Origin of the sequence: Paraburkholderia sp. GV068 (assembly GCF_003058125.1) — a bacterium.
Lineage (GTDB): Bacteria > Pseudomonadota > Gammaproteobacteria > Burkholderiales > Burkholderiaceae > Paraburkholderia > Paraburkholderia graminis.
In genome coordinates this window covers 213,327-229,883 of the sequence record NZ_QBUB01000013.1, presented here as the reverse complement: position 1 = coordinate 229,883, position 16,557 = coordinate 213,327, and the positions used below count along the sequence as shown (strand labels likewise).

The window sequence follows — 16,557 nt, the reverse complement described above, 5'->3', positions numbered from 1 at the left end:
TCCTCTGCGTTACTGAGACAACGGCAGCTTCGACTGCGCAACGTGGGAGAGGAGGTTTTCCACGGATACGTGCATCACATCGGTAAAGGGCTTCGGATACAGGCCCATGAAGAGCGTCAGTGCGGCGAGCACTGCCAGCATGAAAAACTCGCGGCGGTTGATGTCGAGCAGGCCCTTCACGTGGTCGTTGGCGACCGCGCCGAAGTAGACGCGCTTGTACATCCACAGCGTGTAGGCCGCGCCGAGAATCAGCGTCACGGCGGCGCCGCCGGCGATCCAGAAGTTGTACTGGACGGCGGCCAGAATCACCATGAATTCGCCGACAAAACCCGAGGTGCCCGGCAAGCCGCAATTGGCCATCGAGAACAGCATCACGAACGCCGCGAATTTCGGCATGACGTTGACAACGCCGCCGTAGTCCGCGATCTGACGCGAGTGCATGCGGTCGTACAGCACGCCGATGCTAAGGAACATCGCGCCCGACACGAAGCCGTGCGAGATCATCTGAACGATCGCGCCTTCCACGCCGAGCTGATTGAAGATAAAGAAGCCGAGCGTGACGAAGCCCATGTGCGCGATCGACGAATACGCGACCAGCTTCTTCATGTCCGCCTGCACCATCGCGACGAGGCCGATGTAGATCACGGCGATCAGCGACAGCGTAATGACGACCGGCGCGAGGAAGTGGCTTGCGTCCGGTGCGATCGGCAGCGAGAAGCGCAGGAAACCGTATGCGCCGAGCTTCAGCATGATCGCGGCCAGCACGACGGAGCCGCCGGTCGGCGCTTCCACGTGGGCGTCAGGCAACCACGTGTGCACCGGCCACATCGGCACCTTCACGGCGAACGCCATGAAGAACGCTATGAACAGCAACACCTGCGGCGTCATCGCGATCTGCGCATGCTGCCAGGTGGCGAGATCGAACGTGCCGGTCTGGACGTACAGATAGAGCAACGCGACCAGCATCAGGAGCGAGCCCATCAGCGTGTACAGGAAGAACTTGAACGCCGCGTACACGCGGTTCGCCCCGCCCCACACGCCGATGATGATGTACATCGGAATCAGCGTCGCTTCGAAGAACACATAGAACAGCATGCCGTCGGCCGCGCTGAACACGCCGACCATGATGCCCGACAGGATCAGGAACGAGGCCAGATACTGGCCCACGTTCTTCGTGATGACTTCCCATCCGGCGATCACCACGATCACCGTGATCAATGCGGTCAACACGACGAACCACATCGAGATGCCGTCGACACCGAGGTGATACGTAATGTTGAATCGTTCGATCCAGTTGGCCTGTTCGACGAACTGAAGATCGGCGCTGCTCGAATCAAAACCGGTGATCAGCGGAATCGTGACGATGAAGCTGACGATCGAGCCAATCAGTGCGACCCAGCGCGCGGGGCCGGGGTTACGGTCGGAGCCGATGGCCAGAACCAGCAGGCCGCAAAGGATCGGCAACCAGATGGCGAGACTGAGAATCGGATAAGCGTGCATTAGTGTCCCTCGCCTTATTTGCCGCCGAGCGTTACAAACAGGGTCAGGAGCCCCAACATGCCGATAATCATGGCGAACGCGTAGTGGTAGATGTAGCCGGATTGGAGGAAGCGGATCACGCCGGCGAACCAGCCGATAAAGCGTGCGCTGCCGTTGACGATGCCGTCGATCACGACGACGTCGCCCTCCTTCCAGAGACCACGGCCAATCGCCACGGCGCCCCGCGCAAACACGACTTCGTTGATCTTGTCCATGTAGTACTTGTTATCGAGCAGCGTGTAGATCGGCCCGAACGCGCGCTTGATGGTAGCCGGCAGTTCAGGACGAACCAGATACAGGAACCACGCGACGAGCACACCCGCGAGCGCGAGCCACACCGGCAGGCCCGCGACCGAGTGCAGGCCCATTGCCGCCCAGCCGTGGAACTCTTCGGCCATCTCATGCAGCGCCGGATGGTTTTCGCCGATGAAGATCACCTTCTCGAACGCCACGCCGTGCTGGAAGAAGTCGCCGAACAGCATCGGGCCGACCGCGATCGCGCCGATCACGACAGACGGAATCGCCAGCAGCACCAGCGGCAGCCACACGACCCACGGCGTTTCATGCGGTTCGTGCGCGTGACCGTGATCGTCGTGACCATGCGCGTCGTGACCATGTGCGTCATGGCCGTTGCCATGACCGTGGGCCGCGGCTTCGGCGCCCATCGGTGAATCCGGATGCTTCGGATCGCGGAAGCGCTCCTTGCCGTGGAACACCATGAAATACATACGGAACGAATACAGCGCGGTGACGAACACGCTTGCCACCACGGCGAAATAGGCAAAGCCCGAACCCGGCAGATGCGACAGCTTCACTGCGTCGATGATCGAATCTTTCGAGTAGAAGCCCGAGAAGAACGGCGTGCCGATCAGCGCCAGCGAACCGATCAGCGACGTGATCCACGTGATCGGCATGTATTTGCGCAGGCCGCCCATGTTGCGCATGTCCTGATCGTGGTGCATGCCGATGATCACGGAACCCGCACCGAGGAACAGCAGCGCCTTGAAGAACGCGTGCGTCATCAGGTGGAACACGCCGACCGGATAAGCCGACACGCCGAGCGCGACCGTCATGTAGCCGAGCTGCGAGAGCGTGGAGTAAGCCACCACGCGCTTGATGTCGTTCTGGACAATCCCGAGGAAGCCCATGAACAGCGCGGTAATGGCGCCGATCACCGTGACGAACGACAGCGCACTATCCGACAGTTCGAACAGCGGCGACATGCGCGTGACCATGAAGATACCGGCCGTCACCATGGTTGCCGCGTGAATCAGCGCGGAAATCGGCGTCGGGCCTTCCATCGAATCCGGCAGCCATACGTGCAGCGGAAACTGCGCCGACTTACCCATTGCGCCGATGAAAAGGCAGATACACGCCACCGTCAGCAGGCCCCAATCGGTACCCGGAAAGCTCAATGCGGCCAGTTCAGTGCGCTTGGCAAACACGTCGCCGTAGTTCATCGAACCGGCAAACGCGAACAGCAGGCCGATACCCAGCAGAAAGCCGAAGTCGCCGACGCGGTTCACGATGAACGCCTTCATGTTCGCGTAGATCGCCGACTCGCGCGTGTAGTAGAAACCGATCAGCAGGTACGACACGAGACCCACTGCTTCCCAGCCGAAGAACAGCTGCAGGAAGTTGTTGCTCATCACGAGCATCAACATCGAAAACGTGAAGAGCGAGATGTACGAGAAGAAGCGCTGGTAGCCGTCGTCGTCGGCCATGTAGCCGATCGTATAGATGTGCACCATCAGCGACACGAAGGTCACGACGCACATCATCATGGCCGTGAGCGAATCGACGAGGAAGCCGACTTCGAACTTGGTCTTGCCGATGGACATCCATTCGTAGACGGTGGCGTTGAAGCTCGCGCCGTCCAGCACCTGGAAGAACACCATCATCGACAGAACGAACGAGATGGCAACGCCGAGGATCGTGACCGAGTGCGCACCCGCGCGCCCTACCGCCTTCCCGAACAGCCCCGCGATCAGGCAACCGGCCAGCGGTGCCAGCGGAATCGCCAGCAGCAGGTTTTCATTGAGTATCGTGGACATAACCGCTTTTCCTGAGATTAACCTTTGAGCTGATCGAGATCTTCGACATTGATCGTGTCGAGGCTACGGAACAGGGTCACCAGAATTGCGAGGCCGATCGCTGCTTCCGCTGCCGCTACGGTCAGCACGAAGAACACGAAAATCTGGCCATGCACGTCGCCGAGATAATGCGAGAAGGCGACGAAATTGGTATTCACCGCGAGCAGCATCAGTTCGATCGCCATCAGGATGATGATGACGTTGCGACGGTTCAGGAAAATACCGACGATGCTGATCGCAAACAGAATCGCGCCGAGCACGAGGTAATGGGCAAGGGTCAACATGATTTCTATCTCCTGTCCGCTCAGCTGTTCTTCGCAGACGCCGATTCGGCTGCTGCGGCCGCCGCTGCGGCTTCTTCCGCCGCGACGGTCGCCGGGCTCTTTTCCGACGGCATCTTCACGACGCGCACGCGATCCTGCGCACGCACCTTGACCTGGTCGCTGATCTTCTGGCGCTTGCTGTCCTTCTTGTGGCTCGTGGTCAGCGCGATAGCCGCGATGATCGCCACCAGCAGCACGAGGCCGGCCACTTCGAACGCGAAGATGTAGTCGGTGTAAATCACTTTGCCGATCAGGCGGGTGTTCGACCAGTCGCCCATGCCGCCCGCCGCGGCGGTCGTGTCGGGCACCACCGTGCTCGTCGCACCGTAGCCGTGCCACAGGATCAGCGCGGTTTCGAGCACGATGATCGCGCCCACCACCGTGGCCATCGGCACAAAGCGCCTGAAGTCCTTGCGCAGCACGTCGAGGTTGATGTCCAGCATCATCACGACGAACAGGAACAGCACCATCACCGCGCCCACATAGACCAGCACCAGCAGGATGGCGAGGAACTCGGCCTGCAGCAGCATCCAGATAGCCGCTGCGTTGAAGAACGCCAGCACGAGAAACAGTGCGGACGACACCGGGTTGCGCGAGGTGATCACCTTCAGCCCTGAAACCACCAGGAGCAGCGCGAAGATGTAGAACAGTACGGTCGTGAATTCCATGATTACCGGTTCATCGTTAGGCCATCGTCAGGCATTTTCTTTGGCACGGGCGTCCGGCCACAGCGTGACAACCGCCGGAACAGACGCACGCGTGCGCCGTGCCGCGGCTTGCATACCGCGGCGCTCGGCCCGACAACAGGCCGTATTACTGCTGCATTGACTTGATGCGCTACTGCCGCACCTACTGCTTGTACTTGGACGCTTTAACGATACGGTGCGTCGGCAGCCTTGTTCGCGGCGATCTCCGCTTCGTAACGATCGCCCACGGCCAGCAGCATGTCCTTCGTGAAGTACAGATCGCCGCGCTTTTCGCCGTGATATTCGAGAATGTGCGTCTCGACAATCGAATCGACCGGGCAGCTTTCTTCGCAGAAACCGCAGAAGATGCACTTGGTCAGGTCGATGTCGTAACGTGTGGTGCGGCGCGTGTTGTCTTCGCGCGTTTCCGACTCGATCGTGATGGCGAGCGCCGGGCACACCGCTTCGCACAGCTTGCACGCGATACAGCGCTCTTCGCCATTCTCATAACGTCGCAGCGCATGCAGTCCGCGAAAACGCGGCGAAATGGGCGTCTTCTCTTCCGGGAACTGCACGGTCACCTTGCGCTGGAACGTATAACGTCCGGTCAACGCGAGGCCCTTGATGAGTTCCGTCAAAAAGAAGGTCTTGAAAAAATTTTGGATTGCGGTCATGAGTTCATCCGCCCTTTATTTCCAGATATTCCACGGCGACATGATCCAGAAGCCGACCACCACCAGCCACACCACGCACACCGGAATGAAAATCTTCCAGCCGAGACGCATGATCTGGTCATAGCGGTAGCGCGGGAACGTGGCACGCGCCCAGATGAACACCGACAGCAGCAGGAAAACCTTGAGGACGAGCCAGAAGATGCCGGGGATAAACGACAGGAAGCCGAACGGAGCACTCCAGCCGCCGAGAAACAGCGTCGACGCCAGCGCCGAGATCACGATCATGTTGATGTACTCGGCGAGGAAGAACAGCGCGAACGCCATACCCGAGTAATCGATCATGTGACCCGCGACGATTTCCGATTCGCCTTCCACCACGTCGAACGGATGGCGGTTCGTTTCCGCGATGCCCGAGATGAAGTACACGACGAACATCGGCAACAGCGGCAGCCAGTTCCACGACAGGAAGTTCAGGCCGTGTGCGGCGAAGAAGCCGCGTTCCTGCGAACCGACGATGTCCGACAGATTCAGCGTGCCCGCCGTCATCAGCACGACGACCAGCGCGAAGCCCATCGAAATTTCGTACGACACCATTTGCGCCGCGGCCCGCATCGCGCCGAGGAACGCGTACTTCGAGTTCGACGCCCAGCCGGCCAGAATCACGCCGTACACGCCGATCGACGAAATCGCGATCGCATACAGCAGACCCGCGTTGATGTCGCCGAGCACCGCGCCCGCCTGGAACGGAATCACCGCCCAGACCGCGAAAGCCGGCACCACCACCATGATCGGCGCGATCATGTAGATCCAGCGGCTTGCCTGGGTCGGCTGAATCACTTCTTTCAGCAACAGCTTCAGCACGTCGGCGATAGGCTGCAAAAGACCTGCGGGGCCGACGCGGTTCGGGCCGAGACGCACGTGCATCCAGCCGATCAGCTTACGCTCCCACAGAATCAGGTAAGCCACGCACAGCAGGATCACGACGGCCACCACCAGGATGCGCACCAGTGCCCACACCGTGGGCCATGCCACACCGAGAAGCTGGGTGCCGCCCGAGTTGATCGTATCGAACAAGCTCATTTACGCCTTCTCCACCACCAGTTCACCGAACAGGCTGCCCAGCGCTGCACCGGCAGGCGTGGCCGCCGATACGCGGACGACCGTCTCCGCAAGATTCGCGTCGCGCACGGCCGGCAACTGCACCGATTGCTCGCCCTGGCGCACGCGCACCGCGTCGCCTTCCTTCAAACCCAGTTTGTCGAACAGCGCGGCCGGCAGGCCGACGTTGTTCGCGGCACGCGCGGCTGCGGTCAGATGCAGCGATTCCGCGCGACGAACCAGCGCGTCGGCATGGTAGATCGGCACGTCGGCGATGCGCTCGAACTTGCCTTCCGCTGCCTTCGCCGTCTTGCCGCGAGCAACCGTTACGCCCGTGCGGTTCGACAGGCGCGATTGCAGTTCGCCGTCGCCGAGCGCCGCGTTGCGCACTTCTTCCGCCGTGTCGTACTCGAAGCCGGGCGCGCCCAGCAGGCTGCCCAGCACGCGCAACACCTTCCATGCGGGGCGCGTCTCGCCAAGCGGACGCACGACGCCGTTAAACGTCTGCACCGTGCCTTCCGCGTTGACGAACGTACCGGCCGTTTCAGTGAACGGCGCGATCGGCAGCAGCACGTCCGCGTATTCGGCGCCCGTCTGGAACGGCGACATCACGACGACCATCTCAGCCTGGTTCAACGCAGCCAAAGCCTGCGCCGGATTGGCCGTGTCGAACTCCGGTTCGAAGTTCATCAGCACATAACCCTTGCGCGGTTGTTCGAAGACTTCGCGAGCGTTCAGGCCGCCTTCGCCCGGCAATGCGTTCACCAGATGCGCGCCGACCGTGTTCGCGCCTTCCGTCAGGAAGCCGAGCGTTGCGCCGGTTGCGTCTGCGATCCACTGAGCCGCTGCATGAATGACCGCGAAATCCGGATGACGCACCGCGCCGTTGCCGAGCAGCACCAGGCGACGCTCGCCCGTAGCCAGCGACCTGGCGACTTCCTTGTCGGCGTCCGACGCTTGTGCGCCAGAGAACGCTTCCGGCAGCGCCGTGCCGTTCGCTTGCGAGACCGCCGACGCGATGCCGGCGAGTGCCTCGAGCCATGCCGACGGCGCCGCAGCGATACGCCGCGCTTGCGGGATCAGCGCGTCGTCGCCGGTGGCTTGCACCAGCGTGAGCTTCGCGCCGCCCTTGGCCGCCTGACGCAGACGCGCGGCGAACAGCGGATGATCGCGGCGCAGATCGGAACCGATCACGAGCGCCGAGTCGATATTCGACAGGTCCGCAATAGCAGTGCCGAGCCACGGCGTGCCGTTGACCGGCGCCGAGAAGTCCGACTGACGCAGACGGAAGTCGACGTTAGGCGTGCCGACCGCTTGCGCCAGTTGCTTCAGCAGGAACAGTTCTTCGACCGTGCTGTGCGCGCTGCCAAGCGCGGCCAGCGCGTTTGCGCCGTGGTCGCCCTTGATGCCCTTCAGACCTTTGACCACGTAGTCGAGCGCGGTCTGCCAGTCGGTCTCGACCCACTTGCCGCCCTGCTTCAGCATGGGCTGCGTCAGACGTTCGGGGCTGTTCAGGCCTTCGTACGAGAAGCGGTCCTTGTCCGAAATCCAGCATTCGTTGATTGCTTCGTTTTCGAACGGCAGAACCCGCATCACGCGGTTGTTCTTCACCTGCACGACGAGATTGGCGCCGACGGAATCGTGCGGGCTTACCGACTTGCGGCGCGACAGTTCCCACGTACGCGCGCTGTAGCGGAACGGCTTGCTGGTCAGCGCGCCGACCGGGCACAGGTCGATCATGTTGCCCGACAGTTCGGAGTCGACCGTCTTGCCGACGAACGACGTGATTTCCGAATGCTCGCCGCGGCCCAGCATGCCCAGTTCCATCACGCCGGCCACTTCCTGGCCGAAGCGCACACAGCGCGTGCAGTGGATGCAACGGGACATCTCTTCCATCGAGATCAGCGGGCCGACGTTCTTGTGGAACACGACGCGCTTTTCTTCGCTATAACGCGACGACGACTTGCCGTAGCCCACCGCCAGATCCTGCAACTGACACTCGCCGCCCTGATCGCAAATCGGGCAATCCAGCGGGTGGTTGATCAGCAGGAATTCCATCACGGATTGCTGGCCCTTCACCGCCTTTTCGGACCTCGTGCGCACGATCATGCCGGCCGACACGGGCGTCGCGCATGCGGGCACGGCCTTCGGCATCTTTTCGACATCGACGAGACACATCCGGCAGTTGGCCGCAATCGACAGCTTCTTGTGATAGCAGAAGTGAGGAATGTACGTGTCGACCTTATGCGCAGCCTGGATCACCATGCTGCCTTCGGGCACTTCTACTTTCTTGCCGTCTATTTCAAGTTCAACCATGATGGTCAATCTTCCTTAACCTGTTACCGCTCAATCGTTCGCCCCGTTCATCGCCCGCTCGGCAATGAATCCCGTGGTTGACGTGTTCTGGTGCATACCTGTCCGGCGTGCCGCTTGTCCGGGAGCTTGCCCGAGCGCCTGTCCGTGCGCGCCTCGGGCGACTTGCGAGGTCGCTCAGCAACCTCGCTCAGGCAGCCACTGTTTCCGCTGCCGCCGCAGCGCCCGCATGACCGCCGACGAGGCAATGCTTGTGGGCGACGTGATATTCGAATTCGTCCCAGTAGTGCTTGAGCATGCCGCGAACCGGCATGGCCGCCGCATCGCCGAGCGCGCAGATCGTGCGGCCCATGATGTTTTCCGCGACCGAGTTCAGTAAATCCAGATCTTCCGGACGGCCAAGACCGTGCTCGATACGATGCACGACGCGATACAGCCAGCCCGTGCCTTCGCGGCAAGGCGTGCATTGACCGCACGACTCTTCGTAATAGAAGTACGACAGACGCAGCAGCGAACGCACCATGCAACGCGTTTCGTCCATGACGATGACCGCGCCCGAGCCGAGCATCGAGCCCGCCTTGGCGATCGAGTCATAGTCGAGGTCGGTCTGCATCATGATGTCGCCCGGAATGACCGGTGCCGACGAACCGCCAGGAATCACGGCCTTGATCTTGCGGCCGCCGCGCATGCCGCCGGCGAGATCCATCAGCGTGGCGAACGGCGTGCCGAGCGGAACTTCGTAATTGCCCGGACGTTCAACGTCGCCCGAGATCGAGAAGATCTTCGTGCCGCCGTTGTTCGGCTTGCCGATTTCCAGGTAATTTTGCGGGCCGATGGCGAGCAGGAACGGCACCGCGGCAAACGTCTCGGTGTTGTTGATCGTGGTCGGCTTGCCGTACACGCCGAAGCTCGCCGGGAACGGCGGCTTGAAGCGCGGCTGGCCTTTCTTGCCTTCGAGCGACTCGAGCAACGCGGTTTCTTCGCCGCAGATGTAGGCGCCGTAACCGTGATGCGCATGTAGCTCGAACGAGAAGCCCGAACCCATGATGTTTTCGCCGAGGAACCCGGCGCGGCGAGCTTCGTCCAACGCTTCTTCAAAGCGTTTGTAGACTTCCCAGATTTCGCCGTGGATGTAGTTGTAGCCGACCGTAATGCCCATTGCGTACGCGCCAATGGCCATGCCTTCGATCAGCGAATGCGGATTGAAGCGCAGGATGTCGCGGTCTTTGAACGTGCCCGGCTCGCCTTCGTCCGAATTGCAGACGAGGTACTTCTGGCCCGGGAACTGACGCGGCATGAAGCTCCACTTCAGGCCGGTCGGGAAGCCCGCGCCGCCACGGCCGCGCAGACCCGACGCCTTGACGTCGGCGATCACCTGCTCGGGCGGAATTTTTTCTTCCAGAATGCGGCGCAGCTGGGCGTAACCGCCGCGCGCCACATAGTCTTCGAGATGCCAGTTGTCGCCGTTCAGGCCGGCGAGAATCAGCGGTTTGATGTGACGATCGTGTAAAGACGTCATTTCGAAAGTTCCTCGAGCAGCTGGTCGATCTTCTCGCGGCTCATGAAGCTGCACATGCGATGGTTGTTCACCAGCATCACCGGCGCGTCGCCGCACGAACCCATGCATTCGCCTTCTTTCAAGGTGAATTTGCCGTCGGCCGTGGTTTCGCCGAAGTCGATGCCGAGCTTCTGCTTCAGATATTCAGCGGCGCTGTCCGAGCCGCCGTCCGGGCCGAGTTGACACGGCAGGTTCGTGCAGAGCGTGATCTTGTGCTTGCCGACCGGCGACGTCTCGTACATCGTGTAGAAGGTGGCGACCTCCTGCACGGCGACTGCCGGCATGCCGAGATAGTCCGCGACGAACTGCATGAGTTCGGGCGACAGCCAGCCATGCTCTTCCTGAGCAGTGGCCAACGCCGACATCACGGCGGACTGTTTCTGATCGGCGGGATACTTCGCGATCGCACGATCGATTTCTTTCAGGCCTTCAGCTGAGATCATTTTCAGACACGACTCTTTCAATTCCTACCGAACGAAAACCCGTCGCTCACTTCGTGCTGCGACAGACCCGGCGTTCCTTTGCTTGACGCGCGCTTCGGACCTGCATGAAGACGCGCGCCGATGAATACGTCCTAGCGATCTACTTCGCCGAACACGATGTCTTGCGTGCCGATGATCGTCACGGCGTCGGCGATCATGTGGCCGCGCGCCATTTCGTCGAGCGCGGACAGATGCGCATAGCCCGGCGCGCGAATCTTGAGGCGATACGGCTTGTTCGCGCCGTCGGAAATCAGGTAGATGCCGAATTCGCCCTTCGGATGCTCGACGGCGGCATACGACTCGCCTTCCGGCACGTGGAAGCCTTCAGTGAACAGCTTGAAGTGGTGAATCAGCTCTTCCATGTTCGACTTCATGCCCACGCGCGACGGCGGCGCAACCTTGTGATTGTCGATCATCACAGGGCCCGGATTCTTGCGCAGCCACTCAATGCACTGTTTCACGATGCGCGTGGATTGACGCATTTCTTCGACACGGACCAGATAGCGGTCGTAGCAGTCGCCATTCACGCCGACCGGAATGTCGAAGTCCAGCTTTTCGTACACTTCGTACGGCTGCTTCTTGCGCAGATCCCACTCGATACCCGAGCCGCGCAGCATTGCGCCGGACATGCCCATTTGCAGCGCGCGCTCCGGGCTGACCACGCCGATGCCGACCAGACGCTGCTTCCAGATCCGGTTGTCGGTGAGCAGCGTTTCGTATTCGTCGACGCACTTCGGGAAGCGCGTGAAGAAGTCGTCGATAAAGTCGAGCAACGAGCCCTGACGGTTCTCGTTCATCCTCGACAATGCCTTCGCATTGCGAATCTTCGACGCCTTGTATTGCGGCATTGCGTCAGGCAGATCGCGATAAACGCCGCCCGGGCGGTAATACGCCGCATGCATGCGCGCGCCGGACACCGCTTCGTACACGTCCATCAGATCTTCACGCTCGCGGAACGCGTACAGGAACACGGCCATTGCGCCAACGTCGAGCGCGTGCGCGCCGATCCACATCAGGTGGTTCAGCACGCGCGTGACTTCGTCGAACATCACGCGGATGTATTGGGCGCGCACCGGCACGTCGATGCCGAGCAGCTTTTCGATCGCCATCACGTAGCCGTGCTCGTTGACCATCATCGACACATAGTCGAGACGGTCCATGTACGGCACCGACTGAATGAACGTTTTCGTTTCGGCGAGCTTTTCAGTCGCGCGATGCAGCAGGCCGATGTGCGGATCGGCGCGCTGGATGACTTCGCCGTCGAGTTCCAGCACGAGGCGCAGCACGCCGTGCGCTGCCGGGTGCTGAGGGCCGAAGTTGAGCGTGTAGTTCTTAATCTCTGCCATGGCGTTCTCTTAGTGTTTCAGACCGCCATAGCGATCTTCGCGGATCACGCGCGGCGTGATTTCCCGCGGCTCGATCGTCACAGGCTGATAGACGACGCGCTTCTCTTCCGGGTCGTAACGCATTTCGACGTAACCGGAGACGGGGAAATCTTTACGGAACGGGTGACCAATAAAACCGTAGTCGGTCAGAATGCGGCGCAGATCCGGGTGGCCTTCGAAGACGATGCCGTAAAGGTCGAACGCCTCGCGCTCGTACCAGTTCGCCGAATTCCAGATATCGACGACGGACGGCAGAATGGGCATGTCGTCATTCGGCGCGAACACGCGAAGCCGCAGACGCCAGTTATTCTGCACCGACAACAAATGCAGAACGGCCGCGAAACGCGGACCGTCGTAAGCGCCGTCGGCATAGGTTTGATAGTCGACGCCGCACAGGTCCATCATCTGCTCGAAACCGAGCGAGCGGTCGTCGCGCAGACGCGTTGCCACGTTGAGGTAGTCGCTCGCTTTCACGACGATCGTCAACTCACCGATTGCCTCGGTAGTGCTCAACAGGAGGCCGCCAAAGGCCGCCTCGAGGTTCGCTTTCAGGGTCTCGAGTTTGCTTGCCATATTGTGGGGAGAGGCGTTGCCTTATTGACGGGCGATTGTGTTGGTGCGGCGAATCTTGGCCTGCAACTGGATCACGCCGTAGACCAGCGCTTCCGCTGTCGGCGGGCAACCCGGCACGTAGACGTCGACCGGCACGATGCGATCACAACCGCGCACTACCGAATACGAGTAGTGGTAATAGCCGCCGCCGTTCGCGCACGAACCCATCGAAATCACCCAGCGCGGCTCGGCCATCTGGTCGTACACCTTGCGCAGAGCCGGCGCCATTTTGTTGCACAGCGTGCCGGCGACGATCATCACGTCCGACTGACGCGGACTCGGACGAAACACCACGCCGAAACGGTCGAGGTCATAACGGGCCGCGCCCGCATGCATCATCTCGACCGCGCAGCACGCCAGACCAAACGTCATCGGCCACAGCGAACCGGTGCGCGTCCAGTTGATCAGTTTGTCAGCCGTCGTGGTGACAAACCCTTCCTTCAAGACCCCTTCGATACTCATTTGCTTTCCACTCCAGACGGGGCGGCAAGCCTTGGCCACCCACGCAAACCGGCGATTAAACCATCATTCCCAGTCGAGGCCGCCCTTCTTCCAGATATAGGCGAAGCCCAGCAGGAATTCGAGCAGGAAAATCATCATCGCCATGAAGCCAGGCCAGCCGATGTCGCGCAGGGCGACGCCCCACGGGAACAGGAACGCGGTTTCAAGATCGAAAATGATGAAGAGAATGGCGACGAGGTAATAGCGCACGTCGAACTTCATGCGCGCATCTTCGAATGCTTCGAAGCCGCACTCGTACGGTGCGTTTTTCTCGGTATCGGGCTTGTTGGGACCGAGGATCTTGCCGATACTGACCAGTGCTACGCCTAAACCGGTGCCCACAACGAGGAACATCAAGACGGGGAAATAGGCTGCGAGGTTCAAGACTATCCTCAATCGGTTGGTTCTGAATGCCGTCAGGAGCATAGCACCCCTGACGCGAAATCACTTCTGAGACGTACACGCCGCAGACCAACGCAAACCGCGCGCCAGAAGTGAAAATGCCAGCCGAAGCGAAGCAAGCGGCTGGCATTAGATAACATTTGGTGCCGACGGCGAGACTCGAACTCGCACAGCTTTCGCCACTACCCCCTCAAGATAGCGTGTCTACCAATTTCACCACGTCGGCACTGTATGCAATCCGGGAAAACAACTTATAAAACCCGCGAATCGCTTCAAGACTTAGATTCTAACCGGTTCAAACAGTTTGTTCAACGCACAAAAGCACTTTCTACGAAAAATTTTATTTCGGTACGTCGGTGGCCGGGACCGATGCAGCCGACGCCGCGAGCGCAGCCGAACCGCCTGCCGGAGCGGACCCAGCCGGTGCCGCCGAAGCCGCCACGGGCGCGGTAACCGCGGCGCCCAGCACGCCGGCTGAAGGCTTGGCCCGATAAGCGCCGAGGTACGTGAGCGTCAGCGTGGTGACGAAAAACACCGCGGCGAGCACTGCGGTTGTACGCGACAGGAAGTTTGCCGAGCCGGTCGCGCCGAACAGGCTGCCCGATGCACCGCTACCAAAAGCCGCGCCCATATCGGCGCCTTTGCCGTGCTGCAGCAAAACGAGGCCGATGACCCCGAGTGCCGACAACAGCTGAACGACGATAATCAAAGTTTTCAAATACAGCATTGCACTCACCTGAGTCTTTTATTTAGCCGAAACCCGCGGACTGCGGGCCCGGAATGGGTCATTCCGAGAGGCGCCCTGCTCAACCAGCGGCTGTCGTTGCAGCCGCCGCCTTGCAGATCGCCAGAAAATCCTGGTCCTTCAGCGACGCGCCGCCGATCAGGCCGCCGTCGATGTCCTGCTGACGGAATAATTCTTCCGAGTTGTCCGGCTTCACGCTGCCGCCGTACAGCAACGGCACGCTTGCAACCTCCGCGCCCTTGGCCGCGAGACGCCCGCGCAGGAACGCATGCACCGCTTGCGCCTGGCCGGCCGTCGCGCTCTTGCCGGTGCCGATCGCCCAGACCGGCTCGTATGCGACAACGATACGCGCCGCTTCCTGCACCGACAATTTGGCCAGCACTTCGTCCAGTTGCGCGCCGACCACCTGCTCTGTCGCCCCGGCCTCGCGCTCGTCGAGCGTTTCGCCGACGCAGACGATCGGCGTCAAACCGGCTTCGAGCGCACGCTGCGTCTTCACTGCGACAAGCTCAGCGCTTTCACGGTGATACGCGCGGCGCTCCGAATGCCCGACGATGGCAAACGTCGCGGCAAAATCCGTCACCATTTGCGCCGAGACTTCGCCGGTGTACGCGCCTTGCGTGAACGCGGAAACGTCCTGCACGCCCCACATCACCCGGCTGCCATCGAGCAACGACTGCGCTTGCGCGAGATACGGCGTCGGCACGCACACACCTACGCGCACATCAGCCGGCAGTTCACCCGCGCCTTTCGCTACGGCCTGCAGCAGCGCCGCGTTTTCGGCGAGGCGCCCATGCATCTTCCAGTTACCGACTACCAGTTTGGCTCGTTGTGTCGACATCGTCTCGTCTTGTCTTGGCGGCGGGCCGTATTGCGCTAGTCGTTCGCGCTTACAGTCCGCCTATCGGATTCATGCGGCGCGCGCAAAACGCGCAATTTTACTTCGTGGGGGAGATCGGGTCAAACAAACCGGCGCGCACCGACTCCCGCCGACGGCCGCGCATCAGGCGTCGTCGCCCCAGGTCAGCACGATCTTGCCGACGTGCGTGCTGCTCTCCATCAGCGCGTGGGCGTCGGCGGCCTGCGCGGCCGGAAACACGCGATGCACGACAGGCTTGATCCGCCCGCCCTCGAGATGGGGCCACACCTGCTCCTTGAGCTGTGCGGCGATTTTCGCCTTGAATTCGATTGGCCGCGGACGAAGCGTCGAACCGGTCACGGTCAGACGGCGGCGCAGCACCTCGTTCAAATTCAGTTCCGCCTTCGCGCCGCCCAGAAGCGCAATCAGCACGATGCGTCCGCCGTCCGCCAGCGCGGTCAACTCGCGCGACACGTAGCTGCCCGCCACCATGTCGAGGACCACGTCGACGCCGCGGTCGTTGGTCAACGACTTGATGACTTCGACGAAATCTTCCGTCTTGTAGTTGATCGCCCGCTCGGCGCCCAGCGCTTCGCACGCGCGGCACTTGTCGTCCGAGCCGGCGGTTGCGAACACACGAAAGCCCAGCGCATGCGCAATCTGGATCGCGGTCACGCCGATGCCGCTCGAGCCGCCCTGCACCAGCAAGGTTTCGTTCGGCCCGCCCTCGCCCTTGCCGAGCTGCGCGCGATCGAACACGTTGCTCCAGACCGTGAAGAAGGTTTCCGGCAGCGACGCCGCCTCGACATCCGACAAACCGCCCGGCACCGGCAAGCATTGCAATAGGGGCGCGACGGCATACTCGGCATAGCCGCCGCCCGCCAGCAGCGCGCACACGCGATCGCCGATTTTCAGACCGAACGGATTATTCTTCCCGTCGATGTCGCCGCCGACGATTTCCCCCGCCACTTCCAGCCCCGGCAGGTCCGACGCGCCCGGAGGCGGCGCATACGCGCCCTTGCGCTGAAACACGTCGGGACGGTTGATGCCGGAAGCCGCCACCTTGATCAGCACCTCGCCCGCTTTCGGCTGCGGCGTGGGCCGCTCCGCGAGCTTGAGAACTTCCGGCGCTCCGAATTCCGTGATTTCGATCGCTTTCATCTGCGTCAACTCCAAGATTGGATTGCGTTGCCTACTGCGTTCGTCCGCGCTTGCCGGGACCTCATTCGCATTGTCGCCGGATCGCGGCAATCACGTGCGACACGCGCGAAAAGCGCGATTTTCGAG

At 61.4% G+C, this 16,557-nt stretch carries 16 protein-coding genes and 1 tRNA gene; all 17 read right to left on the bottom strand.

Annotated elements, in window-relative coordinates:
- Nucleotides 1–9 precede the first annotated feature (9 nt).
- Entirely contained in the window at nt 10–1,500 is a 1,491-nt protein-coding gene (locus tag C8K18_RS24890; protein WP_029969790.1) for an NADH-quinone oxidoreductase subunit M, read from the bottom strand.
- A gap of 14 nt (nt 1,501–1,514) precedes the next feature.
- Nucleotides 1,515–3,593, bottom strand: coding sequence for an NADH-quinone oxidoreductase subunit L (nuoL, locus tag C8K18_RS24885; RefSeq protein ID WP_029969791.1), 2,079 nt, complete (start codon nt 3,591–3,593; stop codon nt 1,515–1,517).
- Between the two features lie 17 nt (nt 3,594–3,610).
- Entirely contained in the window at nt 3,611–3,916 is a 306-nt protein-coding gene (gene nuoK / locus C8K18_RS24880) for an NADH-quinone oxidoreductase subunit NuoK (protein ID WP_006052894.1), read from the bottom strand.
- A 20-nt stretch (nt 3,917–3,936) separates the two neighbouring features.
- A complete protein-coding gene (locus tag C8K18_RS24875; protein WP_006052895.1) occupies nt 3,937–4,623 on the bottom strand; it encodes an NADH-quinone oxidoreductase subunit J in 687 nt (228 codons plus the stop codon).
- A gap of 203 nt (nt 4,624–4,826) precedes the next feature.
- On the bottom strand, nt 4,827–5,315 hold the full coding sequence (nuoI, locus tag C8K18_RS24870) for an NADH-quinone oxidoreductase subunit NuoI (protein WP_006052896.1): 489 nt from the start codon (nt 5,313–5,315) through the stop codon (nt 4,827–4,829).
- 15 nt (nt 5,316–5,330) lie between these two features.
- Nucleotides 5,331–6,395, bottom strand: coding sequence for an NADH-quinone oxidoreductase subunit NuoH (gene nuoH / locus C8K18_RS24865; RefSeq protein WP_006052897.1), 1,065 nt, complete (start codon nt 6,393–6,395; stop codon nt 5,331–5,333).
- A complete protein-coding gene (nuoG, locus tag C8K18_RS24860) occupies nt 6,396–8,729 on the bottom strand; it encodes an NADH-quinone oxidoreductase subunit NuoG (RefSeq protein ID WP_107710132.1) in 2,334 nt (777 codons plus the stop codon). It abuts the gene before it with no gap.
- 187 nt (nt 8,730–8,916) lie between these two features.
- Entirely contained in the window at nt 8,917–10,245 is a 1,329-nt protein-coding gene (gene nuoF, locus C8K18_RS24855) for an NADH-quinone oxidoreductase subunit NuoF (RefSeq protein WP_006052899.1), read from the bottom strand.
- Nucleotides 10,242–10,727: an NADH-quinone oxidoreductase subunit NuoE gene (gene nuoE / locus C8K18_RS24850; RefSeq protein ID WP_006052900.1), complete on the bottom strand. Its 486-nt coding sequence runs from the start codon at nt 10,725–10,727 to the stop codon at nt 10,242–10,244. The genes nuoF and nuoE overlap by 4 nt, the downstream gene beginning before the upstream one ends.
- A gap of 131 nt (nt 10,728–10,858) precedes the next feature.
- Nucleotides 10,859–12,112 (bottom strand): NADH-quinone oxidoreductase subunit D, encoded by a 1,254-nt coding sequence (locus C8K18_RS24845; protein WP_006052901.1) that lies wholly within the window; start codon nt 12,110–12,112, stop codon nt 10,859–10,861.
- Nucleotides 12,113–12,121: 9 nt separating this feature from the next.
- On the bottom strand, nt 12,122–12,724 hold the full coding sequence (locus C8K18_RS24840) for an NADH-quinone oxidoreductase subunit C (RefSeq protein ID WP_006052902.1): 603 nt from the start codon (nt 12,722–12,724) through the stop codon (nt 12,122–12,124).
- Between the two features lie 21 nt (nt 12,725–12,745).
- Nucleotides 12,746–13,225, bottom strand: a complete 480-nt coding sequence (locus C8K18_RS24835; RefSeq protein ID WP_006052903.1) for an NADH-quinone oxidoreductase subunit B family protein — start codon at nt 13,223–13,225, stop codon at nt 12,746–12,748.
- A gap of 63 nt (nt 13,226–13,288) precedes the next feature.
- Nucleotides 13,289–13,648, bottom strand: a complete 360-nt coding sequence (locus tag C8K18_RS24830) for an NADH-quinone oxidoreductase subunit A (protein WP_029969798.1) — start codon at nt 13,646–13,648, stop codon at nt 13,289–13,291.
- 159 nt (nt 13,649–13,807) lie between these two features.
- Nucleotides 13,808–13,892 (bottom strand) — tRNA-Leu (locus C8K18_RS24825).
- A 114-nt stretch (nt 13,893–14,006) separates the two neighbouring features.
- On the bottom strand, nt 14,007–14,393 hold the full coding sequence (gene secG / locus C8K18_RS24820; protein ID WP_006052905.1) for a preprotein translocase subunit SecG: 387 nt from the start codon (nt 14,391–14,393) through the stop codon (nt 14,007–14,009).
- A 79-nt stretch (nt 14,394–14,472) separates the two neighbouring features.
- Nucleotides 14,473–15,252: a triose-phosphate isomerase gene (tpiA, locus tag C8K18_RS24815; RefSeq protein ID WP_107710134.1), complete on the bottom strand. Its 780-nt coding sequence runs from the start codon at nt 15,250–15,252 to the stop codon at nt 14,473–14,475.
- Between the two features lie 162 nt (nt 15,253–15,414).
- The gene (locus tag C8K18_RS24810) at nt 15,415–16,431 is read right to left on the bottom strand and encodes an NAD(P)H-quinone oxidoreductase (RefSeq protein ID WP_053857815.1); all 1,017 of its coding nucleotides are present in this window, start codon (nt 16,429–16,431) and stop codon (nt 15,415–15,417) included.
- Nucleotides 16,432–16,557: the final 126 nt, after the last annotated feature.

Coding starts and splice junctions, on each gene's coding strand:
- C8K18_RS24845 (WP_006052901.1), bottom strand. CDS start 12,112: ATGGCAGAGATTAAGAACTACACGCTCAACTTCGGCCCTCAGCACCCG.
- C8K18_RS24875 (WP_006052895.1), bottom strand. CDS start 4,623: ATGGAATTCACGACCGTACTGTTCTACATCTTCGCGCTGCTCCTGGTG.
- nuoE (WP_006052900.1), bottom strand. CDS start 10,727: ATGATCTCAGCTGAAGGCCTGAAAGAAATCGATCGTGCGATCGCGAAG.
- secG (WP_006052905.1), bottom strand. CDS start 14,393: ATGCTGTATTTGAAAACTTTGATTATCGTCGTTCAGCTGTTGTCGGCA.
- nuoH (WP_006052897.1), bottom strand. CDS start 6,395: ATGAGCTTGTTCGATACGATCAACTCGGGCGGCACCCAGCTTCTCGGT.
- nuoI (WP_006052896.1), bottom strand. CDS start 5,315: ATGACCGCAATCCAAAATTTTTTCAAGACCTTCTTTTTGACGGAACTC.
- nuoL (WP_029969791.1), bottom strand. CDS start 3,593: ATGTCCACGATACTCAATGAAAACCTGCTGCTGGCGATTCCGCTGGCA.
- nuoF (WP_006052899.1), bottom strand. CDS start 10,245: ATGACGTCTTTACACGATCGTCACATCAAACCGCTGATTCTCGCCGGC.
- C8K18_RS24835 (WP_006052903.1), bottom strand. CDS start 13,225: ATGAGTATCGAAGGGGTCTTGAAGGAAGGGTTTGTCACCACGACGGCT.
- C8K18_RS24890 (WP_029969790.1), bottom strand. CDS start 1,500: ATGCACGCTTATCCGATTCTCAGTCTCGCCATCTGGTTGCCGATCCTT.
- nuoK (WP_006052894.1), bottom strand. CDS start 3,916: ATGTTGACCCTTGCCCATTACCTCGTGCTCGGCGCGATTCTGTTTGCG.
- nuoG (WP_107710132.1), bottom strand. CDS start 8,729: ATGGTTGAACTTGAAATAGACGGCAAGAAAGTAGAAGTGCCCGAAGGC.
- tpiA (WP_107710134.1), bottom strand. CDS start 15,252: ATGTCGACACAACGAGCCAAACTGGTAGTCGGTAACTGGAAGATGCAT.
- C8K18_RS24810 (WP_053857815.1), bottom strand. CDS start 16,431: ATGAAAGCGATCGAAATCACGGAATTCGGAGCGCCGGAAGTTCTCAAG.
- C8K18_RS24840 (WP_006052902.1), bottom strand. CDS start 12,724: ATGGCAAGCAAACTCGAGACCCTGAAAGCGAACCTCGAGGCGGCCTTT.